Below are 24,825 nucleotides of genomic sequence, written 5' to 3'. Positions count from 1 at the left end.
TTCTTATTGTCAGCAGGATTTTCCGGTCATGATATCCAACACCAGCTTATCGGTGGCTTCCATACCTTTGGAACCGATGGAAGTCAGGTTGATGATCGACTTGTCGACATCCTCATCGATAATGCCTTCGACCGGAGTCACCACCTTGTTTTCCATTGCCATCAGCGCGGACAACATCGCGGTCGAAACGCCGCTGGAAACTTTCATGGCGCAACTGGGTTTAGCCCCGTCGCAGATCATGCCGGTGATGTTGCCGATCATATTCTTGATCGCATAGGAAATCTGCACCTTATCGCCCCCCATCAGATAGGTGATGCCGCAACTGGCTCCCGTAGCGGCCACCACGCAACCGCAAAGAGCGGACAGGCGTCCTAAGCTCTGTTTGATATAGATGACCATCAGATGGCTTAGCATCAGGGCGCGGATCAACTGTTCTTCCGTACATTCGATGTCTTCGGCAAAAGAAAGGACGGGAAGCGTCGCGGCAATCCCCTGGTTGCCGCTACCGGAGTTACTCATCACCGGTATCATGGCGCCATCCATGCGGGCATCGCAGGCGGCAGCCGTCATAGCCAACATGTGGGTATAGGCAGAATCGCCCATATATTTACGTCCGTATGCGCCGGAAACGGTCTTGCTGACCGTATGCCCGAAGTTCCCCTTCAGGGAAGCCTCGGCCGCTTTCCGGTTCAGATCGGCAGTCTCCAGGATAAAACGGATCTCGTCGAGCGGCATTTCCATCGCAAACTCATACACGGTAGAGAAAGAGAGCCTCAGTTCGTCTTCATCGTCCGAAGCATCGCAGGCAGCCCCTTCTTTCCTCCGGTCTGTCAGGACAGCGCCATTCTTCTCCACATACACGATATTCGTATGTTCATGGCAGATCATCACCCGCGAAGTTTCATTTCCGGCCGAACAAATCACTTCGATATAGAGTTTGTCGACATTTTCCTTTAAAGCGATATGAATCCGTTTATCTTCGATCACCTGCTTTCCTTCGGCGAGCGCTTCCGGTGTCAGGTCGCGCAAGACTTCAAGGCCGTATGCGGACTTGCCGATCAGCGTACCCAAAGCGATCGCTATCGGCAACCCGACCATTCCGGTTCCGGGTATTCCGACGCCCATCGCATTCTTCAGGATATTGGCACTCAGGAATACTTCCGTCTTCTCCGGCTTGCAGCCTAAAACCTCGGCAGCCTTGGCGGCTGCCAATGCGACCGCAACCGGTTCCGTACAGCCGATAGCGGGAATCACTTCCTGATGTATAAGTTTGATGATTTGTGTTTGAGTTGTTTTATCCATGATATAGATCGATATTTTTGACTTTATACGGACAAAGGTAACGATTAATTAGATAGATTGGACAGTCATTTATGGAAATTACTGCCCAACCAATAGGATTATGACTCCTTCAAAAAACAATCCGGTTTCAGATCGCTCTTAAAACATCAATGAGAGACTATGACTTTATGAACCTCCGGTTCCGCCACACCATCACGAAAAATATGTAAGAAATAATTGCCACCGGGCAACCCGGAAACATCAATCGACACTTGCCGGTCCGTCATACGCAAATTGCGGACAAGGAGACCTTGGAAATTGAACAAACGCAGTTCATACGAGGTGGATGCCGTTTTAGGAGCCCATACAGCCTCATCCGCACTGATGGTTTTCTCCGGTTCTGCAACATCGACAAACAAAGTTCGGTCGGCCGGATTCGGATAAACGGAAAAAGCATAAGAACCTACTCCGTAAACCGCTCTTGTCTGTAATAATAACCCACAATGAGTAATCACTCTTAATTCAATATTATAATTTCCATTCGGGATAGTCCAATAATCACCGGATGGTCCGGTTTGCGTACTATAGCTGTTGCCTGTCCCTATAGGAGTGGCATTCCAAATAAATCCTAAGACGCCATATATTTGAGACAATTTGGCAATCAACATCAATTTATTATTGCTTTCCTTGGAATAATCTATCGAGACTTTGGCATACGGATCGTTTAACGGAGTCGAGACAACAACATCCTTGTCGATCCGGACAGTCACTCCCCTTACAGTCACATGTGCAAATATGGCGCTTCCTCCTCCGGAAGTTCCTTTAACACTGCAATTATTACCGGACGAACTGCCGACTATGCTTATATGGTTTCCGCAACTCCAAGATACCGTTGCTCCTGCCGGCAAGTCCGAAATAGAATAATTATATGTTTGGCTGGACGGACATATTCCGTCGAGACCGGTAATTTCCAATTGTATCTTCGAAACATCAACCGTCTTTTTCAACGTATAAGAGCTTCCACACTCTTTCAGTTTCAGAGAGATATTTATTTCCTGACTCCCGACATTGTCAAACCGGCACACCAACGTATTTGTTCCCTTCCCTCCGGCAATGGAAACTCCGGTCCCCGTGATCGTAAACGATTCGATCTTGTCACTCGGTATATCGACGGATATACTGATGTCACGGAATTGCTCGATGGACGGTATCGTCAGGTTCGGTGGCAGAACCGTCGTGTTGGGAGCCATGAACCACCCCGAATATTTGTTTCCGTTTTTTAACCGAACCTTCACATCAGCACTTGTGGCGCACGGGCTTTTCGTCACACGGATAGAATTGGTGTTTGCCCCCGAAACAATCGTCCATCCGGATGGCACCGACCATTCGTAAGCCACGCCAGATACGGCAGGCACCGTATAGGTGAATGTCTGTGACACGCCATATTGAATCGTAGCCGGATAAGCGGAATAGTTGAATTCCCGCTTGACGGTGATAGACGAAAAAGCAGTCTTGTCTTTCTCATATTCGGGATTTATGCCTCTTACCTTTATCATTCCGTCGGTAAAATAGTCGGGAGTAACAGAGATAGAAGAAGCTGTATTCTTAATTACAGTATCATTTCCATACCAGGATTTAGGCATTATCCATTCAAGGTTATCTACTTTAACATTTTTATTATCAATAATATACGGCAAATTAAAAACACTTGTCAATTCTACCACAAATGACTCCGTTCCCAACGGAATTGTTTTCTTTCCACTTTTTATTCTGATAGGAGGAGGCGTTACTCCATTGTAACTTTTTATTTTTTGAACAAGTTTTTTTCCGCATTGTAATCAGTATTACCTACGGTATAATCAATCTTTGCACTGATAGTCCCTTGTGGAGCGTTTGTACCTGTAGCTTTCGGATTCCTCCAATATACAGTCATCTCCTTTTCCTTACTATATTTGATAGATGTAACATCAGACAACTCATTGAAAGAACCTCCGGTAACCGTCCATTCTATGTTTTTTATCGTTCCTCCTTCTGGATCTGCAAGGGTATAGTCTATTTTTGTACCAGGCAAAACAAAATCTTTATGCTCTCCCTTTTCTTTAAGTTCCTGTGCTTGAACCATGAAGGTAATATTGCTCCATATTGCTAAAATAAAAATCAATGTTCTCATAATATTAAATTTTTAAAAGTAATAAAACAGACTAAGAGACAAGCCATGCAGGCTTCGGTAAGATTTGATATATTTGTCAAAACGGGGATTTAAATCGGCATGGTATCTATCCCCGTTGCTAAGAATAATATCTTGTTTATACATATCCAACATAGCAGAGAATGTATATTTCAAATCACAACCCAAATGACCATACCGATAAGAAAGGCCGGCTTGAGGAGACACGCCATAAGCATTATTTTGATACTCACGTAGATCATGATCTTCTATTTTGTTCTCTTGATTGTCATCCACATAATGATAATCTTTATATTGCCTATAGTTCCTCTTAAAATCAAAACCGATTCCGATAAACACGGAAAAACCTTTCCTGCCAAAAACCGTATAATTATACCCTAAAGCCGTTCCCCAAATACGATATAGCCAAGGATCATCAAATACGACCAATTGGAAATCCCCTTGCTCGCGTTTATGATTTTCGAAATAAAGAGGGAAGGTCAAATAGAATGAATGCCTATTGGTTAACCGATATTTGACCGACAATTCAATAGTACTCTCATCAAATGGTCTTTTCGATCGATGCAAGAAATTATAACCGCCACCGATCGACCATTTATCTAAAAAACGCGCTTTCTCCGCTTGACCGAAAGACAAGAGTGGGAAGAAGCAAGCAACAAACAATAAAATGGACAAAGACCTTCGTTTAAATAATCTTCTCATAATACTACAATTTAAAAATAATAAAACAGACTAAGAGACAAGCCATGCAGGCTTCGGTAAGATTTGATATATTTGTCAAAACGGGGATTTAAATCGGCATGGTATCTATCCCCGTTGCTAAGAATAATATCTTGTTTATACATATCCAACATAGCAGAGAATGTATATTTCAAATCACAACCCAAATGACCATACCGATAAGAAAGGCCGGCTTGAGGAGACACGCCATAAGCATTATTTTGATACTCACGTAGATCATGATCTTCTATTTTGTTCTCTTGATTGTCATCCACATAATGATAATCTTTATATTGCCTATAGTTCCTCTTAAAATCAAAACCGATTCCGATAAACACGGAAAAACCTTTCCTGCCAAAAACCGTATAATTATACCCTAAAGCCGTTCCCCAAATACGATATAGCCAAGGATCATCAAATACGACCAATTGGAAATCCCCTTGCTCGCGTTTATGATTTTCGAAATAAAGAGGGAAGGTCAAATAGAATGAATGCCTATTGGTTAACCGATATTTGACCGACAATTCAATAGTACTCTCATCAAATGGTCTTTTCGATCGATGCAAGAAATTATAACCGCCACCGATCGACCATTTATCTAAAAAACGCGCTTTCTCCGCTTGACCGAAAGACAAGAGTGGGAAGAAGACAATAAAAAATAGTAAAAGAGGAAACAACCTTCGTTTGATTTTTTTTTGATTCATATATTTTTATTTTTTTAGTTAACACATCAAGCGAACATCAGGACTTACGTCCGCACGAAATCACACCGGATCCCCCGATTCTTTTGCTTCAGACTAATAGACGAATAATAATCCTCCTTCCTTATTCCGTCCTTTTATTTAAGGTTGAACAATATATGACAAATATAAATAATATATTCTACTTCGCAATATAATATATTATTTTTTGTAATGAAAAACAAATCAAACCTCCTGCCATCTCCGGTCCTATTGTAGTATTTCCTCAAATATCCGTTGGTACAAATCGTATGCAGTCAGTCGCCCAGCGTCCCGACCGTGAACGTCTCCTCCTCCGTGCCATTGCCACGCCCCTCTTTCAGGCGGACGCTGAACACAACTTCGCCCGTACGCAACTTCGGGGAGGCCTGCACCGTGACGTTATAGGTGATACGGTCGTCGCGGGTGATTTTAGCTATCTTGACCGGTTCGGAGAGTTTCAGATGCTTTCCTTTCTCAACTTTCACTATCGGTTCCACGTCCAAAGCATCCTGAAAGCTGTTGTTCACGATCACGAGGGAGATACGGCAGGTTTCGCCTGCATTGATCTTGTTATCGCGGGTGACGCTGTCCTCTTCCAGCAGGATGTCTTCGATCTGCAAATCAGGAAGCAAAACATGCGAGGACGGCGTATAATTTCCCGGATTCCTCTTCTCCACTCTTACCTCGTCGCCTGTATTTGCAGCAATCTGCGCACCGGCGATTCCTCCGACCGCCGTCCCGACAAACGCCCCTATGTCACCCCCGATATCATCGTCTATGGCATTTCCGACCGCTCCGCCGAAAAGCCACCCGACAAAGGCGCCGATCTGGGCTCCTACGCCTGCCCGGTCTTCCCGGCTCATATTCTTCATCGACCCGCATCCCGTCAGAATTAACAAAGACATAATCACGCATAGAATTTTATTTTTCATACTCAGCTATTTTAATCCTTCCAAATTAATAAACAAAGATAGTCATCCGTTTGACTTAATGACAACGGAAAGGAGAAAAACCCCTATCCGATTGCGTTTTTTTATGTAAGTTTGCGCCCGATTAAACAAAGAATGATGGCAACTCAATTCAAGACTCCGGCAGCAGAATTACAACACCAGTACGATCTTCTGCAAAAAGAATTCGAATATGAAAAAGAGATGTACCGCCAGCAAACCGAACGGGCCGGCATACACCGCCGCATCCAACAAGGGCTTTGCTGGTATCCTGTCGTACCGGGGAAGAGCTACTATAATTCCCTGAACCAGCTCGTCGTCGAAGTCGAACGGCGGGAGGACAAGGAGATCGAACACAATTTCGAATATGGCCGTCCGGTCTGCTTCTTCACGACAAACGGAAGCGGAAAACCCGGATATTTGAATTTCCCGGCTGTCATCAGTTATGTGGAAGACGACCGGATGGTTGTCGTGCTTCCTTCACCCGCCGCACTGTTCGACCTGCAAAAGGCAGGCGAGATCGGCGTCCAGCTTTATTTCGACGAGACCAGCTACAAGACGATGTTCAACGCCCTGTCTGCCGTTATCCAGGCGAAAGGGAACCGGCTGGCTTACCTGCGGGACGTCTTGTTAGGCAAAATCCCCGTCGCCCGGCGCACGCTTTTCCCCGTGCGCTTTCCCTGGCTGAACCTGTCGCAGGAGGAGGCGGTCAACCACGTATTGGCGGCAAAAGATGTGGCTATCGTGCACGGTCCTCCCGGAACCGGCAAAACGACCACTTTGGTTGAAGCGATCTATGAGACTTTGCACCGGGAGAACCAGGTAATGGTCTGTGCCCAAAGTAATACGGCCGTAGACTGGATATCCGAAAAACTGGTCGATCGCGGCATCCACGTCCTGCGTATCGGCAACCCGACGCGGGTAAACGACAAGATGCTTTCCTTCACATACGAACGGCGTTTCGAGTCGCATCCCGACTATGCCGAACTATGGGGAATCCGCAAGGCGATACGCGAAATACAATCCAACCTCCGCAAAAAGAGCCACAGTGAGAAAGAAACAATCCGCAACCGCCTCTCCCGCCTCCGTTTCAGGGCAACGGAACTGGAAGTGAAGATCGACACGGAACTGTTCGACGAGGCGCGTGTCGTAGCCTGCACGCTGGTCGGATCTGTCAACCGGGTGCTGACCAACCGTAACTTCACGACTCTCTTTATCGACGAGGCCGCCCAAGCGCTCGAAGCCGCCTGCTGGATTGCGATCGGCAAAGCGGACCGGGTCATTTTGGCGGGCGACCATCACCAACTCCCTCCTACTATCAAATGTATGGAAGCGGCACGCGGCGGCTTGGATCACACCTTGATGCAAAAAATAACCGACCGGAAACCCGAAACCGTCTCGCTTTTGAAAACACAGTACCGGATGAACGAGGACATCATGCGCTTCCCTTCCCGCTGGTTCTACCATGACGAGCTGCAATCCGCACCGGAAGTCAAGCATCGCGGCATCCTGGAATTCGATACGCCTGTCGTCTGGCTCGACACGGCGGATTGCCATTTTGAGGAAGACCGGCTCACCGACAGCATGAGCCGTATCAACAAGGATGAAGCGGCATTGCTTGTCTCGACATTGCAGAAGTATATCGAAAAGATCGGCAAAGAGCGGGTCCTGGACGAAAGCATCGACTTCGGCCTGATCTCGCCTTACAAATCGCAGGTTCAGTATATCCGCGGACTGATCAAGCGCAACGCTTTCTTCAAACCCTTCCGCCGCCTGATAACCGTCCACACCGTAGACGGCTTCCAGGGACAGGAGCGCGACGTGATCATGATCAGCCTCGTACGCGCCAACGACAAAGGACAAATCGGTTTCCTCGGCGACCTGCGCCGCATGAACGTCGCCATCACCCGCGCCCGCATGAAACTGATGATCTTGGGAGACGCCCCGACACTGACACGGCATGCCTTCTACAAAGAACTATATGAGTATATCCGGCTGAACGGACAGGTGGTAGAAGTTCATCCCCTTCCTCCGCCATGACCCCTTATTGTCATATTCATAAAAAAGACATTAGTCCAAATCGAAACTACTACCGCATCTATTTCGAATTTATACCCCATTTAATTCAAATTGCACGCAAGGGTAATATTTTTTAACAAACTACTATTTTCACAGACTATTGTAAATCAAACAACTATACAAAATCGCCATTTTCAAGGGGGATATTGTATTTTTTTGCAAAGTCAGCATCGCCTCTTCCTACCCCCAAAAACGGCACAAAATGCCTCCCGGCAAAACTTTTTCGAGAAAGACAGGGAATACAATATTTTATATTCTTCAAGAAAAAATTTGTTATTCAAAAAAAGTTATTAAATTTATGGCATTCATATGAAAAGGACAAAATGAAACACATATTCTATATATTATTTATCATATTATTTGTTTGTTGTAATAAACAGACAAAGACAGACAAAATACAAATAAAAAGAGATAATATCATTAATATTAAAAATAGAATAAAGGAAATAAAGATTGATAGCATTCTTTTCAGTTCAATTTCCAAGCCTTATTTAATTTCAGACTTTCTTCTCATAGCAGACTTCAAAGCGTATGACGAATGCATCCACATTTTCGATAAAAATAATTTTCATCATATTAAAAGTTTTGCTTATACCGGAGCCGGTCCCGATGAAATAACACGTCTTGGATATGTTGGGATTAATGAAATGCTCAGAGAAATAGAACTCACAGACTTAGGTAAACAAGAAATATATTATTACAATTTAGACAGTTTACTTTATAATAATCTTTATACTCCATCAAAAAAAAGCAAGATTATCGGAGAGAAACTTTTACATTATTACCAATATATTGATACTATAACAAAAATGGGATTGATTTTAACCCCTAATGGCACCTCTAATTACAGCGTATCAGTTGGAACACAAAACACACTCAATAGAGAATTTAAAACTATGCCTTATACTCATCCTTATGTAAATAACAAACGCGTATACTTTGATGTATCTCCCCAAAAAGAGATTTATGTTGAATGTTATCAAGGACAAGATTTAATGTCTATTTGTTCTATTGATGGAACTCTCAAATATAACATATATGGAGGGTATGACTGGAAAGAAAATCAAAAAGGTCGCAAAGAATACTATCGACCTGTACGTATTGTAGGGGATAAGATTTTCGCTCTATATCTTAATAATGCTGGAATAATCAACCACCCGGCAAAAGGATTAATAGGAAACACAGCTACTCAATTTTTAGTTTTCGATTTATCCGGAGATTACTTATTTACATTAGAAACAGAATATCATATTACAAATTTTTGTTATGACGAATCTAACAACAGACTTATTTTAGCCTGCAATGATGATATACAATTCGGATATTTAAGCCTAAAGGATATACCATAAAAGAAAATCACTCTCAGCAATCAAACTCAAGAACAAACATTCAAATAGAAACAGATTCTATTTATTCATTTTTCAAAAATTCCGTATATTTGTATCATTAACAAAAAATACAGAGAGGCCATGAAGTATAAATTATTAGTTCTCGACGTAGACGGGACGCTGCTCAACAACCAGAAAGAGATCAGTCCCCGTACCCACGCTGCCCTTCTGAAGGTACAGCAAATGGGGGTACATATTGTATTGGCATCAGGAAGACCGACTAACGGAGTCATGCCCATCGCTGAAAAGCTGGAACTGAATCATTACGGAGGTTACATTCTTTCTTACAACGGCGGTCAGATCATCAACGTGCAGACCGGCGAGCTATTATTCGAGAAACGTATCGATCCGGAATGGATTCCCTATTTTGAGAAGAAAGCGAAGAAAAACGACTTTGCCATCTTCACCTATCACAAAGATTTCATCCTGACGGACAAACCGGATAACAAGTATGTCATCCAAGAAGCCAACCTGAACAACATGCAGGTGATCGGCGTCGACAACTTTGCCGAAGCCGTCGATTTCTCACCCTGCAAATGCATGCTGGCGAGTGACGACAAGGAATCGTTGGTCGGCTTGGAAAATCATTGGAAGAAACGTCTCGACGGTGTGTTCGAGGCATTCCGGTCGGAACCTTATTTCCTGGAAGTCGTTCCCCAGTTCATCGACAAGGGAAACACATTAGGCGTGCTGATGACCAAACTGTCCGTATTGCCGGAAGAAGTGATCGCCATCGGCGACGGCGTCTGCGACGTGACCATGTTGCAACTTGCCGGTGTCGGGATCGCGATGGGAAACGCGGAAGATTCGGTGAAGGCCTGTGTGGATAAAACGACGCTTACCAACGAAGAGGACGGCGTGGCCATAGCCGTCGAACGGGCAATCCTGGCCGAGATACGTCCGACGGAAGTACCGCTCGACCAGTTGAATATGCGTGCCCGACACGCTCTGATGGGTAACCTCGGCATCCAGTACACCTACGCCTCCGAAGACCGCGTGGAAGCCACCATGCCGGTAGACGAACGTACCCGCCAGCCGTTCGGCATCCTGCACGGCGGGGCGACGCTCGCACTGGCCGAAACGGTTGCGGGATTGGGATCGATGATCCTCGCCAAGCCGGACGAAATCGTGGTCGGCATGCAGGTCAGCGGCAACCACATGTCATCCGCCCACGAAGGAGATACCGTTCGCGCCGTCGGAACCATCATCCACAAAGGACGCTCTTCGCACGTTTGGAACGTCGACGTGTTCACATCCACAGACAAATTGGTATCGTCCATCCGTGTAGTCAACAGTATATTAAAAAAGAAATGACACCAGACGAATCAAAGGTTTGCAACGCTGTCGATACATTCATCAAACAGGACCGGAGTTTTGCACTCTGGCGGATACCGGGAGAATCCTCCCGTTTCGCCATGCAGGCCTCCGGTTCTGCACGTCTTCTCTATAACATCGAAGAGCTGGACGGACAGAGCGGTTTCGTCGTTGCCCCGTTCCATGTCAGCAAACGGCATCCGATCGTACTGATCCGGCCCGACATACAGGAACTTCCGCTCGACGAGGAGAAAGACGCTCCATGCCCACGGGACAAAAGTTTCATGCTCATGGATCAAACGTTTCACGCTCATGTAACAAACGTCTCATGCAAAGAGAACCCGAAGGAAGATTACAGCCGCCGTTTCAATTCCTTCATCGAACCGTTGCGCCGAAAACAATTCGAGAAGCTCGTGCTGTCACGCAGCCAAACGATTCCGGCAGGCAAAGCGGACTTCTCCCCTGCCGCCGCTTTCCTCAAGGCAACCGGACGGTACAAATATTCGTATGTTTATCTCTGCCATACTCCCGCGACAGGCACGTGGCTGGGCTGTACGCCCGAAATCATCCTCTCCGGCGAGAAAGGAGAATGGCATACGGTCGCCCTTGCCGGCACGCAACCGCTCCAAAACGGGGAACTGCCGACAGAATGGGACGACAAAAACAGGGAAGAGCAGGAATATGTGGCCTTTTACATCCGCAAGCAACTGCAAGCATTAGGCATCAGACCGACAGAAACCCCGCCGGCCCCGGTACGCGCCGGCGAACTATCGCATCTGAAAAGCGACTTCTGCTTCCCTCTGCCCGACAATAAGAAACTCGGCGACCTGCTGAAACGACTCCATCCCACGCCTGCCGTCTGCGGGCTGCCCAAAGAGGAGACGTATCGTTTTATCCGGGAGAACGAAGGCTACGACCGGAGCTACTATTCGGGCTTCATCGGCTGGCTGGCCCCCGAAGGGAAGAGCGACCTGTATGTCAACTTACGCTGCATGAACATCCTTGCCGACGCGTTTGTTCTATATGCAGGCGGAGGCATTCTCGCCTCTTCGGAAACAGAGAGCGAATGGCTGGAAACAGAAGCAAAAATGCAAACAATGAAGCAACTGATTCATAATTTTTAATTCTTAATTTTTAATTCTTAATTTATAATTCACATGTCATCCATAGCAAAAAAACTGACCGACCTCGTCGGCAACACACCGCTGTTGGAGTTCTCAAACTTCAACGCAAGTAAAGGACTGAAAGCGAAAGTAATCGGAAAGCTGGAATACTTCAACCCGGCAGGCAGCGTAAAAGACCGCATCGCATTGGCCATGATCGAAGACGCGGAAGAAAAGGGCTTGCTGGAACCGGGAGCGACAATCATAGAGCCGACCAGCGGAAACACCGGCGTGGGGTTGGCTTTCGTCTCGGCCGCCAAAGGGTATAAATTGGTACTGACAATGCCCGAAACCATGAGCCTTGAACGTCGCAACCTGCTGAAAGCATTAGGAGCCAACCTGGTCCTCACTCCCGGAGCGGAAGGGATGAAAGGCGCTATCGCCAAAGCGGAAGCATTGCGCGACGAGACACCCGGCTCCATCATCCTGCAACAGTTTGAAAACCCAGCAAACCCTGCCCGCCATGCCAAAACAACCACACAGGAAATCTGGCGCGACACGGACGGCAAAGTCGACATCTTCGTCGCAGGAGTCGGAACAGGCGGTACGGTCAGCGGCGTTGGCAAGGGACTGAAAGCACACAACCCGGATGTCAAGATCGTGGCTGTGGAGCCGGCCGACTCGGCAGTGCTCTCAGGCGGCAAGCCCGGACCGCACAAGATACAGGGGATCGGCGCAGGCTTCATCCCTAAAACCTACGACGGCTCGGTGGTGGACGAAATCATCCGGGTAGAAGGAGACGACGCCATCCGCACATCGCGCGAACTGGCGCAAAAGGAAGGCCTGCTGGTCGGCATCTCTTCCGGCGCAGCCGTATATGCCGCCCTGCAACTGGCCCGGCTCCCGGAGAACGAAGGGAAAACGATTGTGGCATTATTGCCGGATACGGGCGAGAGGTATTTGTCTACGGCGTTGTACGCGTTCGAGGAATACCCTTTATAAACTTATCTGTTACTTTTGGCTTGATCTTTTGATTACTTTTGGATCAAGCCAAAAGTAACCATCACTTATAATCTTTCCGATAAGAACAAGTCGTCTCCGTCGGGAAGTCTTTGGGGACTTTCTGGGTCACTTTTCCGGTTGCCGCCCATTCGGCGCCGCGAAGCAAAAGCACCTGGAAGCCTGTACACTGCATCGCGATATTATCTTCCGGAGTAGCGCCGGCATGACCAAGCATCGTATGGAAGATGCGGGCATTCCCGTAATCGACAGTAAAGACCAGCGGCTCTTCACGGCCGGAACCATTGGTTTCCTTATCCGAATAGGCCGTGTACAAAATATCCCGGATATTGCCCGGACCCCGCATACGGTCGTAAAGTTCGTCTTTGGCATGGCGCCATTTCAAGGGCAGGCCTTTCATGATCGGATGCACTTTGTCACGCCCGTTCAACACATATTCGTGCTGGCGTCCATGCGAACCGCCGACACCCGCCGAGCTGTCCTTGACCAGCTTGCCGTCCTGCCAATACACATACGGACCGGAATTCTCATTACGTCCTTCCCAGCCCCCCAAGGCACAGATCTTGTTGAACTCCGGCCACTTGGAGAAAGCATTGTCGGCCGCATGGTAGATGACAACGCCGCCGCCGTTCTGCACATATTCCAGGAAGCGGCGGTTCGTCTCCTCCGGCCACGAATCGCCGTTATAGTCCAGCACGACCAATTGGTAAGGGCTGAAGTCGAGCACAAAGCCGGACATATCCTTTCCCTGTCCGGGAGAGACGGCAAAGTCCACATCGAAACGGCCGGAATTTTCCAGGATTTGCTTCAGCACAACGTGGCTCACCTGCCAGTTATGGTTGTTTTGTCCTGTGATCAGTAATGTTTTAATCGGTTTACGCGCCGAAACCGTACAAGCGAACAAAAGGGAAAAGACAACGAAAAGCAGCTTTCCTAAATGTAAATGTCTCATGGTATTCTATGGTTTAAAGATTTGTATGAAGCAAATGTACTAAATCAATATGAAATATGTACTTTTGTGCCCTTAAGAAAAACATATCCATGATGAAATATCTATTCCGAATACTACTGGCAACATCCATATTTGCTCTTTCCGCAACCGACAGCCATGCCGACAGCTGGCGTGACAAGACAGAACTGCTCATCTACTCCCCGCGCTATTTCGGCCCGAACGCTTTCCCGATGCCGGAAATGAGGGACGGGCAGGTAAGCGAGCGGTACGAGGCGGAAGTACGGGGCGAATACCATTATTATACGGGCGACAAGACCTGGGACATCGTGGGGCGCGCCCTGCTGCCGTTCTTCAGGGGGCGTGCGGGCGTCGAAGTGAACTGGTGCTTCAAGGAAAAATACAAGATGACGCCGGAAACGCGCGACGAACGCTTTGCCGTAGAGACGGAAAGCCCGATCAAATATAACGGCGACATCGTGATCAGTTCCTTTTTCCAAGTCCTGAAAAGCGAGAAATGGGTGGATGCGACCCTCAGCGCCAACATCAAGACGGCCAGCGGAGGCCGCCTGTGCGACGCCCGTTTTACCGATGCCGCCTCCTACTGGTTCGATGTAAACGTAGGCCGGAACCTGTGGAAAAGCGCCGACGGGAAAGCCTCGGTCCGTATGCAGGCGCTCGCCGGGTTCTATTGCTGGATGACGAACGACATGGAGCACCGCCAGAACGACGCCATCACCTACGGGATCGGGTTCACCGGAAAATACAGGGGGTTCACGCTCGCCACCAACCTCACCGGATTTCACGGATACGAGAACAACGGCGACCGCCCCATGCACTGGCGCAACAACCTCAGATACGAGATCAAGAAAAACATCCTCTCCTTCCGCTATACACACGGGATGAAGGATAACCTGTATGAGAGCTGGTCGTTGGGGTATATCCGATGCTTTTAAAATTAAAAATTAAGAATTAAGAATTAAAAATTAAACTAAGGGGCTTCGCTTCCTGTTTAAGGGGAGATGAAGATGAATCGGATAGTAAAGCTGAAGCTGGTAGATGCCAGGCTCTATTTCGTGAGCCTGATCGTGGGGCTGCTGACCGGGCTGGTGGCGGTTCCTTACCACTATCTGCTGCAACTTTTCTTCAATATGCGGAAGAGCTTCTTCCGGTCTTCGCCCCCCTGGTATGAGCATATCGCCTTATTCCTTGCCCTGTGGGGCGTCCTCTGCCTCGTCGCCTGGATGGTCAGGCGGTGGCCTTACATCGGAGGCGGAGGCATTTCGCAGACCCGGGGCGCGATCAACGGACGTATCGAATACGAACATTCCTTCCGCCAGCTTTTAGCCAAATTTGCCGGAGGCGTCCTGACGCTCAGCAGCGGCCTTTCGATGGGACGCGAAGGGCCTTCCGTACAGATGGGTTCCTACATAGGCGACCTGGTCGGCAAATGGGGGCATATCCTGAGCGGCGAACGCAAGCAGCTCCTCTCGGCAGGTGCAGGCGCCGGACTGGCGGCAGCCTTTACCGCGCCACTCGCCGCGGCCACGCTGGTGATCGAATCGATCGAACGCTTCGACGCTCCGAAAACAGCCATTACGACCATCCTGGCAGGCGTCGTCGCCGGCGCGATCGCCAGCACGATCTTCCCGATCAATCCGTACCATGACATACAGGCCATCGTGCCCGACATCACGCTGGGGCTGCACATCAAGCTGTACCTCCTGTTTGCCGTCATCGTTTCGGTCTTCGGCAAATTCTATTCCCTCCTGATGCTTTACGCCAAACGGATGTACCCGGCTATCCGCCAACCGGAATACATCAAGCTTCTGGGCCTCATGGCTATGGCCTATGCCATCTCCTTGACGATCACCGACCTGACAGGCGGAGGCGAACAGTTCCTGATGCAGCAGGCGGAAGGCGGTAACAGCAACATCTATTGGATTGCCGGAATGATGCTCCTGCACATGGTCTTCACGGTCTTTTCGTTCTCCTCCGGGCTGCCGGGGGGCAGCTTTATCCCGACTTTGGTAACAGGCGGGCTGATCGGCAAGCTATACGCCCTTCTCCTGGTGCAACACGGGATCATCGGGATGGAAAGCGTGAGCTATATCATGCTGATCGGGATGGCCGCCTTCCTGATTGCCGTCGTCCGCACGCCTATCACAGCCATCATCCTGATCACGGAGATCACCGGGCATTTCGAGATCTTCTATCCCTCCATCGTGGTGGGCGGACTCACCTACTACTTCACGGAGTTGCTGGAGATCAAGCCGTTCAACGTGATGTTTTATGAAGAGATGATCAACAAGCCGTTCTTCCGGGAGCAAAAGCGGCTGACACTGAACGTCGAAGTGATGGCCGGAGCCTATTTCGACAGGAAAGAGGTCGACACGCTCGAACTCCCCAACCACTGTGTCATCCTGAATATCCACCGCGACCGCAAAGACATCTCTCCCGCCGGACAAACCATCCTCCCCGGCGACCAACTCACGATCGAACTGGATGCGCAGGATATAGAGAAACTGTACGAGCCGCTGGTAAGCATGGCCAACATCTACTAAATTATAAGCCGGAATTATCAGGCATGTATGCGGAAGGGACTTCATTTTTTTATACTTTTGCCCAGATAACAAACGCCATATTCCGCCATGAAAGTAACGATCTGTTGTTTTTCCTTCTTATTTCTATTCCTGTGCCCTCCGCTCCCGGCGATGGAAGGTACGGGAGTCGCATTGAAAGTCAGCCTGTCCGGGAAAATATACAAACGCTTCTCCTTCGTCCTGGAAGAAGATATCCGCCCGCGCGACGACTTCAGGGAAGCCGGATGGTTCCTTACCACCGGAGAGATCAACTATCGCATCTTGCCGAACTTACGGGCGGGAGCCGGCTATATGTCGTTAGTCCGCTACAAGGCATCGGAGGAAGTGCGCAACCGCTATTACCTGTACGCCGCCGGTTCCCACCGGTTCGGGGCATTTAAAATTGCGGTCCGGGAGCGTTTCCAGAGCACGTACAAGAAAAATTGCCTGCATCCGACCCTCTACCTCCGCAGCATGTTCACCCTCTCCTGCCGGATCGCCTCTTCGGGGTTCGAACCTTTCCTCTATGTCGAGCCTTTTAACAACGCAGGCTACAACGGGAAGATGCGTGCCGACAAAATCCGTTATTCCGCCGGCTGCGATTACAGGGTGGATAGCCGAAACTGCATCCAGCTCTATTACCGCTACCATACCTTCAACGTGTACGACCCGATCAACTACCGCCACGGTATCGGCCTTACCTATTCGCATCGGTTCTAATAGTCCGCAACACCCCCATCTTCCGGCTTTCTACACCCGGGTGTTACGCTCCGGACACCCGGATGTTCGAAACGGCTACACCCGGATGTCCGGAACCATAGCATCTAATCCTTTGTAAAATTCCAATCGGGCGTGTGATACAGGAGTGATACATAAATCCGGCATGTATCACTCCTTGCGCAGCAAGTATATCAACGCCTATAAGACAAAGTGTGATAGAGTGACAGAGGAATGGCGATTTCGCATATGTGCTTTCTCGCGGTTTTAAGGCTGCGTTTCGGCCTCCTCCTCCAACAAATTGCCCAAATCGTCGATCTGGTGATCAAAGAACTCGACTAATGCATTCATCACCCTTCCGTTCCGGGACATGAAGACGATGCAATCCATCAGCTGGGTAGCCAGTTGGTAGGTTTTACGGGTGTTCTCCACATTCGGTTGCCGCATGTAATAAGCGAAACATCTGAAAAGGACAGTGATCAGGCGATCCCAAGGCAATTCCAGTTGCACCATCAGGCTTTTTATGCATCGTAACTGGTGAAGGAGATAATCCAGATCTTCTTCATCGCTTTTGTTGGCAAACGCTTTCCGGATACGGCTGGCTTCTTCCCTGAAAAAGATTTCTTGGACTGCTTCTTTCGGAAGTGTCAAGGTGTTTGCTGCTTCCATAATAAATAAGGTATTAAAAGTGGGGCGAAAATAGAACGGTCCCGCCTTTCCCGTTACTCAACACTTCCCAGAAGCTGGAGGCACATTAATGCTCCCCACGGGGGTACGGAACCGCCTATGGGGATAGAGACAGGCATAAAAATGCCTGCATCCATGCAGAAGCAGGTTCACTGCTTCTGGGAATTATGTTGAGTGCTGCAAATATACATCTTTTCGCAGATAAACAAATAAAAATATCGCTATCTTTGCGTCCGGAATATTAAAAACGTTCCTTTACATCATTCACCGAGTGCTTGCTAAACCTCGTTAAAAACAAGAAATATGCAGAAGACATCTACTGTGACCGTACCGTTTATGCTGCTGGGCATCCTGTTCAACATCTGTCTGGTTGCTTCCAACCTGTTAGAAACCAAAGTCATCCAGGTATTCGGCATTACCGCCACCGCCGGACTGATTGTTTTCCCGATCTCCTACATTATCAATGACTGTATCGCCGAAGTATGGGGATTCAAGAAAGCACGCCTGATTATCTGGAGCGGGTTCGCTTCGAATTTCCTGGTAATCGGATTTGCCCAACTGGCGGTGATGCTGCCGGCCGCTCCATTCTGGGAAGGCGAAGAGGGGTTTAACTTTGTTTTCGGGATGGCGCCGCGCATTGCCATAGCGAGCCTGATCGCTTTTCTGGTCGGTTCGTTCCTGAATGCCTATGTGATGAGCAAGATGAAGATCGCCTCCGGCGGAAAGAATTTTTCGCTGCGCGCCATCGCCTCTACCCTCGTTGGCGAGAGCGCCGATTCGATGATCTTCTTTCCGATCGCTTTCGCAGGGCTGATCCCGGTTCGCGAACTCTTTATCATGATCGGGACACAAGCGGTACTGAAATCCCTTTATGAGGTAATCATCCTTCCCGTCACCATCCGAGTAGTCAAATACATCAAGAAGGTGGACGGGAACGATGTGTATGACGTGGGAACATCATACAATATATTGAAAGTAAAGGATATTTAGTTACGGAAAGTCGATCGACTCGGTCTTTTCGTTCCACTCTTTGACTTCAAAGCCGTCGGATGAACCTTCCTCGACATACAGGTCGCCTAACGAGACATCCAGGGTCAGACGGTTTCCGGCTGTCAGCGGACCGGCAAGGGGCTTGCCGAATCTCTTCTGTTGGCCGCTTTTCAGATACAGGACGATTGTCAAATCAGGAGACGGGCCGGAAGGGAACATCATCACCGTAGAATTGGCCGAAAGGGAAAGGCTGTCTTTCGACATGGTGAGCGGGAAAGCTACGGTTTTTGTGAAATCCGAAGGTTCCGCCGTGTAATAGTTCAGTTTGCCGGCAATGCCGCTCACCAGGATGCGTGCATTGGCGATACTGGAATCCATCGTCGATCCGTCGTGATCGACGATCGTTATTTTCAAGCCGGTGACGGCCCGTTGCAAGGTCGCTTTCATCTTGTCGATGCCGACACGGACCGGCTGTACGGCATAGACAAAGTCGAAAACGGGATAATACGTCGTATCCGAATAGTTTTCCAACCGCAACGAGTAAGACAGTTCCGCCAGGTTGGTTCCCGTCCGCAAAGGGGGTTCAAGAATGGCAACCGCATCATAAGTCGAATCCGCCTGGCTATTCTTCAGTATCCCCCAATACAGGAAGTTGTAATCGCCAACCGGAAGACGGACCGGAATCGGACTGGCGGCAATCGAACCGCTGCCGACCGTATAGTAGCCATGTACGGGGCTTAGCTCTCCATTCTTATTATAATTGCCATAATAGAGGGACGTATCCGCCATACAAGGAAGCACCATCAATGCCCCCGTAAAAGCGGTAGTCGACGAGACAGCCATATCGGCCATTTCCGGCGAAACCAATTGCCGGCCGTCGTTGCCCGTCTTGTCATCGTCATCATTGGAACAACTGCCCAACAGGGCAGCAGCGATAAACATCGTTATAATAGACCTATTCATAATGAACCTTATTTGTTTCGTTTTTTGTCTTATCAAAACAACTAACGGCAAATATGGTTGTCCGAAATGAGTTAATTAACAACTTTCGGAACAGGCGGACTATCCGAACAAGTGCGACCAGTCCTCGCGGGGTTGCGGCGTATAGGTATGGAATCCGAGCGATTCCGCCGTACGGCAATTGGGGACGGCATCGTCTATGAAAAGAGTTTCTTCCGGACGTATGCCGGCGTCTTGCAAGACGTATTCGAAAATTCCGGCATCGGGTTTCAGCAGATGGAGGCGGTAGGAAAGATAGATATGATTGAAAAAGTCGGAAGCATGGCGGCCTTTATAAGAGAAACAGGTCTTTTCCGACCAGTCCCAATGAATCTCGTTCGTATTGCTGAGCAGCATCGTATTGTAGCGTTTGCGGAGGTCGAGCAAAAGATCCAGCTTATAATCGGGGACATCATCGAGCATGGCGATCCAGGCGGCATCGATCTGCTCGTCCGTCAAAGGCTGCTGCGTCAGATGGCGGATGCCGTCGCGGAACCCGGCTGCCGTGATGGAACCGAGTTCCAACTTCATAAAGAGATCCTTATGCTGGTAGTTGTTGACAATCTGCTCGCGTATATCCGCAACGCCCAAGCTCTCGAACGCCTCGATGCACCGGTTGCGGGTGAGGTTGATGATCACACCGCCAAAATCTATAACCAAATTCTTTATGCCTTCCATGACCTTCTTTTAATTGACAATTCCGATTCTAACTTATTTGCTACCAGCGGCGGCGACGTCTGTGATGACGTTTGCGCTGCTTATATTGACGTATCCTGCGATAGACCAGCCATACGAATAACACACCGAACACGGCGAAGATCAGCAAGACGATTCCGGTATTCAGATTATCCCCTTTCACACGGCTCCACATCTCCAGAACCAGTTCCGTCCTGTCTCCGAAATCGCGGATCATGGCGCAACGCTCCACCACCTTGCGGTCGGGATATTGGACCGGATTGATCCGGATGCTATCCGCACCGGGGCCGAAGAAATAACTCAGGTCGGAAACCTTTCCGATCGTCGGATCGATCTTGGCTTCCATAATTTCGGGAGTCGCGATGGCACTGACGTAACCGATGGCGTCCATATTCCGCAATGCAATGTCCGGACGGCAAAGATAATCCATAAAATAACTGGCCGCCTTCACATTCCGCGCATATTTAGGGATTGCCCAGCCATCGTACCAGATGTTGCTGCCTTCGCGGGGGACATAATAGTCCAGTTCCACCCCGACAGCTTCCGCTTCGTCCATCGCCCAGACCGCATCACCGCTCCAGGTGAAGTTGAGCCAGGCTTTGCCCTTCGTCATCATCTCCTTGCCGAAATCGGCTTCCCAGCCGGCAATGTTAGGTTTCATCTGTTTCAGATATTCCTCGGCCATGGCGATCGCTTCGGGTGAATTGTCGTTCATCAACTGTTCGACCGTCACAGCGCCGTCAGCCAGTTCTTTCGCATGGGCATAGATAATGGCCGTACCATAGGCATCGCGATAGCTGTCTTTCATCAAGATCTTGTTCCTGAACTTGGGATCCCAAAGGCATTCCCAGCTTTCGACGGTATCTTCGGAGACGAACTGCTTGTTATACAGGATCCCTGCCGTCCCCCACATATAAGGGACGACATAGTCGGTCGTTTTCCGGCCCGGCAGGCTCAGCTTGTCCAACTGTTCCCGGATATAAGGAGAGACATTGTCCAGGTAATCCGGCGTCTTGCCGAAATTGCGGTCTATCGGGAGCAGGAGGTTCTTCTTCAGCATCCGTTCGATGACATACTCGGACGGACAGATCAGGTCGAAATCCTCATGCCCGCGCTCGATCTTGGTGAGCATGATTTCGTTGATATCGAACACCTGGTAGATGATCCGGATATCCTCGCCGGTCTGTTCCTTGTACCAAGCGGGGAACTCGGCCAGTACCTCCTCGTCGATATAGTCCCCCCAGTTGTAGACTTTCAGGATATGGCTGCGCTCCTCGTCCGTACGTCCGCACGAGGACATTGCACCTAAAAGGAGTATGCAGCCGGCTATTATTGCAATCAGTTTATTCATTTCCCGCTCTTCTCCATTAGCTTTTGGACTTCTCCGCCCGTTTATTAATCACGATCAAAAGGACAAGCACCGTCACGAAGATGATAGTCGACAACGGACGCAGCTCCGGTGTCAGTCCCCCCTTGCGGGCATCCGCATAAATAAAGGTCGACAGGGTTTCCAGCCCTTCGTTGCCGATCGTAAAGATGGTAACGGCAAAGTCGTCGATCGAAAGCGTAAAGGCCAGTATGAAGCCGCTGATCATCCCCGGGCGGATCTCCGGCAGGATCACCTTGCGCAACGCCTGGAAAGGAGTCGCCCCCAAATCGAGCGCCGCCTCGTAGACATTCTGGTTCATCTTTTTCAGACGCGGCATCACGCTCAACACCACATAAGGCGTACAAAACGTGATATGCGCCAGCACGACCGTCGTAAATCCCTGCGAGACGCCGAAGCTCACGAACAGAAGGAAAAGCGAGACACCCGTAATGATATCCGCATTCATCATCGGGATCGCATTGGCAAAATTCATCACCCGGCGGGTTCCGGAACGCAGGTTGAAAATGCCGATAGCCGCAATGCAGCCCAAGAAAGTCGACACCGTCGCCGCAATCATCGCAATGGCAAACGTGTTCCACAACGCACTTACCAACGAACGCTGCACGCCCCCCGTAAACAACGAGCTATACAGTTTGGTTGAAAATCCCGTCCAGTTTCCCAGCACTTTCGCCTCGGTGAATGAGAAAATCATAATAATCAGAATCGGGGAATACAGCAATGCCAACAGCAGCCACAGATACCCCTTTGCCATCCATCTCGTCATCATATCACACCTCCCCCTTCGTTCGAAGCACTGTCTTCTTCATTCGTAAAGAGAATGGTGACGCCGATCAGCAGCAGCATGATCAGAGAAAGCGCCGCACCATAGTTCCACATCCCGTTATAGATATTTTCCTGCACGGTCGTACCGAACAGCTTGATATTATTCATCGTCAGCAACTCGGCAATGGCAAACGTCGAAACCGTCGGCATGAAAACCATGACGATTCCGCTCATCACACCGGGCATCGAAAGCGGCAGGATCGTTTTCATAAAAACCTGGAAAGGATTGGCCCCCAAGTCCTGGGCCGCCTCGATCAGGCTGCGGTCCATCTTCTGCAACGTATTGTAAATCGGATAGATCATGAACGGAAGGAAGTTATACACCATACCGAACACCAACGCCCCCTCTCCCAACGGCAGGTTCAGGAAATCGAACAGAGCCACCGTTGCCAACGTACGGATCAGGATATTCACCCACATCGGCAGGATAAAAAGCACGACCATCGTCCGGGAGGTGCCAAAACGTTCCTGACTCAGGATATATGCAGCCGGATAGCCGAGAATAAGACAGGCGAGCGTCGTGATAACCGCAATTCCTATCGAATAGACGAAGGTATTCATCGCTTCGGGATGAATCATGAACTTACGGAAGTTGGCAAAAGTAAATGAGCCGTCGGCATCAGTAAACGCATAGAAGACGATCAGCAGCAAGGGCATTACGACAAAGACAGCCAGAAACAGGGCATAAGGGATCGTCCAGTTCCTGCGCCGCATAAAAAAAGCTGAAATCTTACTTATCACTTCCTTCCTTTTTAGTTGATTGAACAATCCGTATATTTTCGGGCGCGATCGTGATTCCGACCCGGTCGCCGTCGTCCCAAACATCGTTTGTATCGACAAAGATATCTTCGTCCCAGTCGGTAAACACCGTCAGATGATAATGGTTGCCTTTATAGAGGATAAATTTGACTTCACCGGTCAGGCGTCCGTCTTCCTCGTTGTCTTCGAGGATGACGCTGTCAAAGTCCACTTCGACCCGCACGGCCGTTTCCGGTCCGATACCGGAAACCTCGCGGCATTCGAACGTACAACCCAAGAATTCCACATGCGTCGTGTCGACCATCCTTCCCTCGAACGTATTGCAGGTGCGTTCCTTCTTCATCACGTGGATATCGAAGGGCTTAACCAGCAGGCCGACTTCCTGGCCGGCATCGAAGCAATGATAGTCCTGCACCATGAACTCGTAGCCTTCCGGTGTCTGCACCATCATTTCGTAGTGGACGCCTTTGAAGATGGAGGAGGTCACCGTCCCTGTCAGCATGGCGGCTTCAGACGGCTCGAAAATATAAATGTCTTCCGGACGGATCACGACATCCACGGGCGTCTGACGGCCGAAACCTTCGTCCACGCATTCGAACTCGTGTCCGGCAAAGGCTACCGACTTATCTTGGATCATCAGCCCGTTCAGGATGTTGCTTTCGCCGATGAAATCGGCGACAAACGAGTTGATCGGTTCGTTGTAGATGTCGATGGGCGTCCCGATCTGCTGGATCTTCCCTTCGCTCATCACGACGATCGTGTCGCTCAGGGTGAGCGCTTCCTCTTGATCGTGGGTCACATAGATAAAAGTGATTCCGAGGGACTTGTGCATTTCCTTCAATTCCATCTGCATATCCTTGCGCATCTTGAGGTCAAGGGCTGCCAGCGGCTCGTCAAGCAGAAGCACTTCCGGCTCGTTCACGATGGCACGGGCAATCGCGACACGCTGCTGCTGCCCGCCGGAGAGGGAATCGACATCCCGGTCTTCGTAGTCGGTCATCCCGACCATCTTGAGGGCCTGCTTCACCTTCTTTTCGATCACGGCGGCCGGCAGTTTTTTCAGCTTGAGGCCGAAAGCGATGTTATTGAATACATTTAGATGAGGGAAAAGGGCGTATTTCTGGAAAACGGTATTGACCGGACGTTTATGAGGAGGCGTCTGCGTGATTTCCTTTCCCGCAATGGTTATAATACCTTCCGAAGCAGTCTGGAATCCGGCGATCAGACGCAACAGCGTCGTCTTCCCGCAACCGGACGGCCCTAAAATGGTTACAAACTCGCCCTTGCGGACAGACAAATTCACATCATTCAATACGGCCTTGTCTCCGAAGAATTTAGACACATGTTCCACACCGATGATGCAGTCAGATTTTTGCATAGACTATCCCCTTTTACCAATACAGAGTTAAACATACTTCCACTTTTCTATGTAAAAAGCGGCACAAAGGTAATAATTAATTGATAATTGCGAG

The 24,825-nt window shown here is 49.1% G+C and carries 23 protein-coding genes; 9 read left to right on the top strand and 14 right to left on the bottom strand.

Annotated features, from left to right (window positions below):
- Positions 1 to 9 precede the first annotated feature (9 nt).
- The 6 genes from RDN79_RS05030 to RDN79_RS05005 all read right to left on the bottom strand — a co-directional run bounded on the left by RDN79_RS05030 (position 10) and on the right by RDN79_RS05005 (position 5,843).
- Positions 10 to 1,302, bottom strand: coding sequence for a serine dehydratase subunit alpha family protein (locus RDN79_RS05030; protein WP_298553726.1), 1,293 nt, complete (start codon positions 1,300 to 1,302; stop codon positions 10 to 12).
- A 146-nt stretch (positions 1,303 to 1,448) separates the two neighbouring features.
- Positions 1,449 to 2,924: a T9SS type A sorting domain-containing protein gene (locus RDN79_RS05025; RefSeq protein WP_298553722.1), complete on the bottom strand. Its 1,476-nt coding sequence runs from the start codon at positions 2,922 to 2,924 to the stop codon at positions 1,449 to 1,451.
- 161 nt (positions 2,925 to 3,085) lie between these two features.
- Positions 3,086 to 3,451: a hypothetical protein gene (locus tag RDN79_RS05020; RefSeq protein ID WP_298553719.1), complete on the bottom strand. Its 366-nt coding sequence runs from the start codon at positions 3,449 to 3,451 to the stop codon at positions 3,086 to 3,088.
- A 12-nt stretch (positions 3,452 to 3,463) separates the two neighbouring features.
- Positions 3,464 to 4,171: a hypothetical protein gene (locus tag RDN79_RS05015; protein ID WP_298553716.1), complete on the bottom strand. Its 708-nt coding sequence runs from the start codon at positions 4,169 to 4,171 to the stop codon at positions 3,464 to 3,466.
- An 11-nt stretch (positions 4,172 to 4,182) separates the two neighbouring features.
- Positions 4,183 to 4,893, bottom strand: coding sequence for a hypothetical protein (locus RDN79_RS05010; RefSeq protein WP_298553714.1), 711 nt, complete (start codon positions 4,891 to 4,893; stop codon positions 4,183 to 4,185).
- A 293-nt stretch (positions 4,894 to 5,186) separates the two neighbouring features.
- On the bottom strand, positions 5,187 to 5,843 hold the full coding sequence (locus RDN79_RS05005) for a glycine zipper family protein (protein ID WP_298553712.1): 657 nt from the start codon (positions 5,841 to 5,843) through the stop codon (positions 5,187 to 5,189).
- A gap of 135 nt (positions 5,844 to 5,978) precedes the next feature.
- On the opposite strand from RDN79_RS05005, the gene RDN79_RS05000 reads away from it, so the two are divergent.
- The 5 genes from RDN79_RS05000 (at position 5,979) to cysK (ending at position 12,744) form a co-directional block, all read left to right on the top strand.
- Complete coding sequence (locus RDN79_RS05000; protein WP_298553820.1) at positions 5,979 to 7,898, top strand: AAA domain-containing protein; 1,920 nt, start codon at positions 5,979 to 5,981, stop codon at positions 7,896 to 7,898.
- 362 nt (positions 7,899 to 8,260) lie between these two features.
- Positions 8,261 to 9,286 carry a BF3164 family lipoprotein gene (locus tag RDN79_RS04995; RefSeq protein ID WP_298553710.1) on the top strand — a complete coding sequence of 342 codons (1,026 nt, stop codon included), beginning with the start codon at positions 8,261 to 8,263 and terminating at the stop codon, positions 9,284 to 9,286.
- 120 nt (positions 9,287 to 9,406) lie between these two features.
- Positions 9,407 to 10,639 (top strand): Cof-type HAD-IIB family hydrolase, encoded by a 1,233-nt coding sequence (locus tag RDN79_RS04990; protein WP_298553707.1) that lies wholly within the window; start codon positions 9,407 to 9,409, stop codon positions 10,637 to 10,639.
- Positions 10,636 to 11,763 (top strand): isochorismate synthase, encoded by a 1,128-nt coding sequence (locus RDN79_RS04985; RefSeq protein ID WP_298553704.1) that lies wholly within the window; start codon positions 10,636 to 10,638, stop codon positions 11,761 to 11,763. The genes RDN79_RS04990 and RDN79_RS04985 overlap by 4 nt, the downstream gene beginning before the upstream one ends.
- A 33-nt stretch (positions 11,764 to 11,796) precedes the next feature.
- Positions 11,797 to 12,744, top strand: coding sequence for a cysteine synthase A (cysK, locus tag RDN79_RS04980; protein WP_298553701.1), 948 nt, complete (start codon positions 11,797 to 11,799; stop codon positions 12,742 to 12,744).
- 61 nt (positions 12,745 to 12,805) lie between these two features.
- On the opposite strand, the gene RDN79_RS04975 is transcribed toward cysK, so the two are convergent.
- Positions 12,806 to 13,714 (bottom strand): ThuA domain-containing protein, encoded by a 909-nt coding sequence (locus RDN79_RS04975; protein ID WP_298553698.1) that lies wholly within the window; start codon positions 13,712 to 13,714, stop codon positions 12,806 to 12,808.
- Positions 13,715 to 13,806: 92 nt separating this feature from the next.
- On the opposite strand from RDN79_RS04975, the gene RDN79_RS04970 reads away from it, so the two are divergent.
- The 3 genes from RDN79_RS04970 to RDN79_RS04960 all read left to right on the top strand — a co-directional run bounded on the left by RDN79_RS04970 (position 13,807) and on the right by RDN79_RS04960 (position 17,013).
- Positions 13,807 to 14,667: a hypothetical protein gene (locus tag RDN79_RS04970; RefSeq protein WP_374044483.1), complete on the top strand. Its 861-nt coding sequence runs from the start codon at positions 13,807 to 13,809 to the stop codon at positions 14,665 to 14,667.
- Positions 14,668 to 14,733: 66 nt separating this feature from the next.
- Positions 14,734 to 16,275 carry a ClC family H(+)/Cl(-) exchange transporter gene (locus tag RDN79_RS04965; RefSeq protein WP_298553693.1) on the top strand — a complete coding sequence of 514 codons (1,542 nt, stop codon included), beginning with the start codon at positions 14,734 to 14,736 and terminating at the stop codon, positions 16,273 to 16,275.
- Positions 16,276 to 16,362: 87 nt separating this feature from the next.
- Complete coding sequence (locus RDN79_RS04960; RefSeq protein WP_298553691.1) at positions 16,363 to 17,013, top strand: DUF2490 domain-containing protein; 651 nt, start codon at positions 16,363 to 16,365, stop codon at positions 17,011 to 17,013.
- A 264-nt stretch (positions 17,014 to 17,277) separates the two neighbouring features.
- Here the strand turns inward: RDN79_RS04960 and RDN79_RS04955 are convergent, their stop codons facing one another.
- Positions 17,278 to 17,679: a hypothetical protein gene (locus tag RDN79_RS04955; RefSeq protein WP_308572951.1), complete on the bottom strand. Its 402-nt coding sequence runs from the start codon at positions 17,677 to 17,679 to the stop codon at positions 17,278 to 17,280.
- A gap of 321 nt (positions 17,680 to 18,000) precedes the next feature.
- Here RDN79_RS04955 and RDN79_RS04950 point away from each other — a divergent pair, with 321 nt between their 5' ends.
- A complete protein-coding gene (locus RDN79_RS04950) occupies positions 18,001 to 18,687 on the top strand; it encodes a queuosine precursor transporter (protein ID WP_298547303.1) in 687 nt (228 codons plus the stop codon).
- On the opposite strand, the gene RDN79_RS04945 is transcribed toward RDN79_RS04950, so the two are convergent.
- The 6 genes from RDN79_RS04945 to potA all read right to left on the bottom strand — a co-directional run bounded on the left by RDN79_RS04945 (position 18,688) and on the right by potA (position 24,731).
- Positions 18,688 to 19,650, bottom strand: a complete 963-nt coding sequence (locus RDN79_RS04945) for a FimB/Mfa2 family fimbrial subunit (RefSeq protein WP_298547305.1) — start codon at positions 19,648 to 19,650, stop codon at positions 18,688 to 18,690. It lies immediately after the preceding gene.
- A gap of 99 nt (positions 19,651 to 19,749) precedes the next feature.
- Positions 19,750 to 20,364 carry an HAD family phosphatase gene (locus tag RDN79_RS04940; RefSeq protein WP_298547307.1) on the bottom strand — a complete coding sequence of 205 codons (615 nt, stop codon included), beginning with the start codon at positions 20,362 to 20,364 and terminating at the stop codon, positions 19,750 to 19,752.
- Positions 20,365 to 20,404: 40 nt separating this feature from the next.
- Entirely contained in the window at positions 20,405 to 21,733 is a 1,329-nt protein-coding gene (locus tag RDN79_RS04935; protein WP_298547309.1) for an ABC transporter substrate-binding protein, read from the bottom strand.
- Positions 21,734 to 21,749: 16 nt separating this feature from the next.
- On the bottom strand, positions 21,750 to 22,538 hold the full coding sequence (locus tag RDN79_RS04930; protein ID WP_298547311.1) for an ABC transporter permease: 789 nt from the start codon (positions 22,536 to 22,538) through the stop codon (positions 21,750 to 21,752).
- Positions 22,535 to 23,308 (bottom strand): ABC transporter permease, encoded by a 774-nt coding sequence (locus RDN79_RS04925; protein ID WP_298547425.1) that lies wholly within the window; start codon positions 23,306 to 23,308, stop codon positions 22,535 to 22,537. Before RDN79_RS04925 ends, RDN79_RS04930 begins: the two co-directional genes overlap by 4 nt.
- A 16-nt stretch (positions 23,309 to 23,324) precedes the next feature.
- Positions 23,325 to 24,731 (bottom strand): polyamine ABC transporter ATP-binding protein, encoded by a 1,407-nt coding sequence (potA, locus tag RDN79_RS04920; RefSeq protein ID WP_298547313.1) that lies wholly within the window; start codon positions 24,729 to 24,731, stop codon positions 23,325 to 23,327.
- Positions 24,732 to 24,825: the final 94 nt, after the last annotated feature.

This window comes from uncultured Parabacteroides sp., from assembly GCF_902493135.1.
Classification (GTDB): Bacteria; Bacteroidota; Bacteroidia; order Bacteroidales; family Tannerellaceae; genus Parabacteroides.
The sequence above is the reverse complement of the archived record's forward strand: the minus strand, read 5'-3'. Positions and strand labels throughout refer to the sequence as shown.

Coding starts and splice junctions, on each gene's coding strand:
- RDN79_RS04940 (WP_298547307.1), bottom strand. CDS start 20,364: ATGGAAGGCATAAAGAATTTGGTTATAGATTTTGGCGGTGTGATCATC.
- RDN79_RS04930 (WP_298547311.1), bottom strand. CDS start 22,538: ATGATGACGAGATGGATGGCAAAGGGGTATCTGTGGCTGCTGTTGGCA.
- RDN79_RS04965 (WP_298553693.1), top strand. CDS start 14,734: ATGAAGATGAATCGGATAGTAAAGCTGAAGCTGGTAGATGCCAGGCTC.
- potA (WP_298547313.1), bottom strand. CDS start 24,731: ATGCAAAAATCTGACTGCATCATCGGTGTGGAACATGTGTCTAAATTC.
- cysK (WP_298553701.1), top strand. CDS start 11,797: ATGTCATCCATAGCAAAAAAACTGACCGACCTCGTCGGCAACACACCG.
- RDN79_RS04995 (WP_298553710.1), top strand. CDS start 8,261: ATGAAACACATATTCTATATATTATTTATCATATTATTTGTTTGTTGT.
- RDN79_RS04975 (WP_298553698.1), bottom strand. CDS start 13,714: ATGAGACATTTACATTTAGGAAAGCTGCTTTTCGTTGTCTTTTCCCTT.
- RDN79_RS04955 (WP_308572951.1), bottom strand. CDS start 17,679: ATGGAAGCAGCAAACACCTTGACACTTCCGAAAGAAGCAGTCCAAGAA.
- RDN79_RS04945 (WP_298547305.1), bottom strand. CDS start 19,650: ATGAATAGGTCTATTATAACGATGTTTATCGCTGCTGCCCTGTTGGGC.
- RDN79_RS04985 (WP_298553704.1), top strand. CDS start 10,636: ATGACACCAGACGAATCAAAGGTTTGCAACGCTGTCGATACATTCATC.
- RDN79_RS05030 (WP_298553726.1), bottom strand. CDS start 1,302: ATGGATAAAACAACTCAAACACAAATCATCAAACTTATACATCAGGAA.
- RDN79_RS05025 (WP_298553722.1), bottom strand. CDS start 2,924: ATGCCTAAATCCTGGTATGGAAATGATACTGTAATTAAGAATACAGCT.
- RDN79_RS05000 (WP_298553820.1), top strand. CDS start 5,979: ATGGCAACTCAATTCAAGACTCCGGCAGCAGAATTACAACACCAGTAC.
- RDN79_RS05020 (WP_298553719.1), bottom strand. CDS start 3,451: ATGAGAACATTGATTTTTATTTTAGCAATATGGAGCAATATTACCTTC.
- RDN79_RS04925 (WP_298547425.1), bottom strand. CDS start 23,308: ATGCGGCGCAGGAACTGGACGATCCCTTATGCCCTGTTTCTGGCTGTC.
- RDN79_RS05015 (WP_298553716.1), bottom strand. CDS start 4,171: ATGAGAAGATTATTTAAACGAAGGTCTTTGTCCATTTTATTGTTTGTT.
- RDN79_RS04960 (WP_298553691.1), top strand. CDS start 16,363: ATGAAAGTAACGATCTGTTGTTTTTCCTTCTTATTTCTATTCCTGTGC.
- RDN79_RS05010 (WP_298553714.1), bottom strand. CDS start 4,893: ATGAATCAAAAAAAAATCAAACGAAGGTTGTTTCCTCTTTTACTATTT.
- RDN79_RS05005 (WP_298553712.1), bottom strand. CDS start 5,843: ATGAAAAATAAAATTCTATGCGTGATTATGTCTTTGTTAATTCTGACG.
- RDN79_RS04935 (WP_298547309.1), bottom strand. CDS start 21,733: ATGAATAAACTGATTGCAATAATAGCCGGCTGCATACTCCTTTTAGGT.
- RDN79_RS04990 (WP_298553707.1), top strand. CDS start 9,407: ATGAAGTATAAATTATTAGTTCTCGACGTAGACGGGACGCTGCTCAAC.
- RDN79_RS04950 (WP_298547303.1), top strand. CDS start 18,001: ATGCAGAAGACATCTACTGTGACCGTACCGTTTATGCTGCTGGGCATC.
- RDN79_RS04970 (WP_374044483.1), top strand. CDS start 13,807: ATGAAATATCTATTCCGAATACTACTGGCAACATCCATATTTGCTCTT.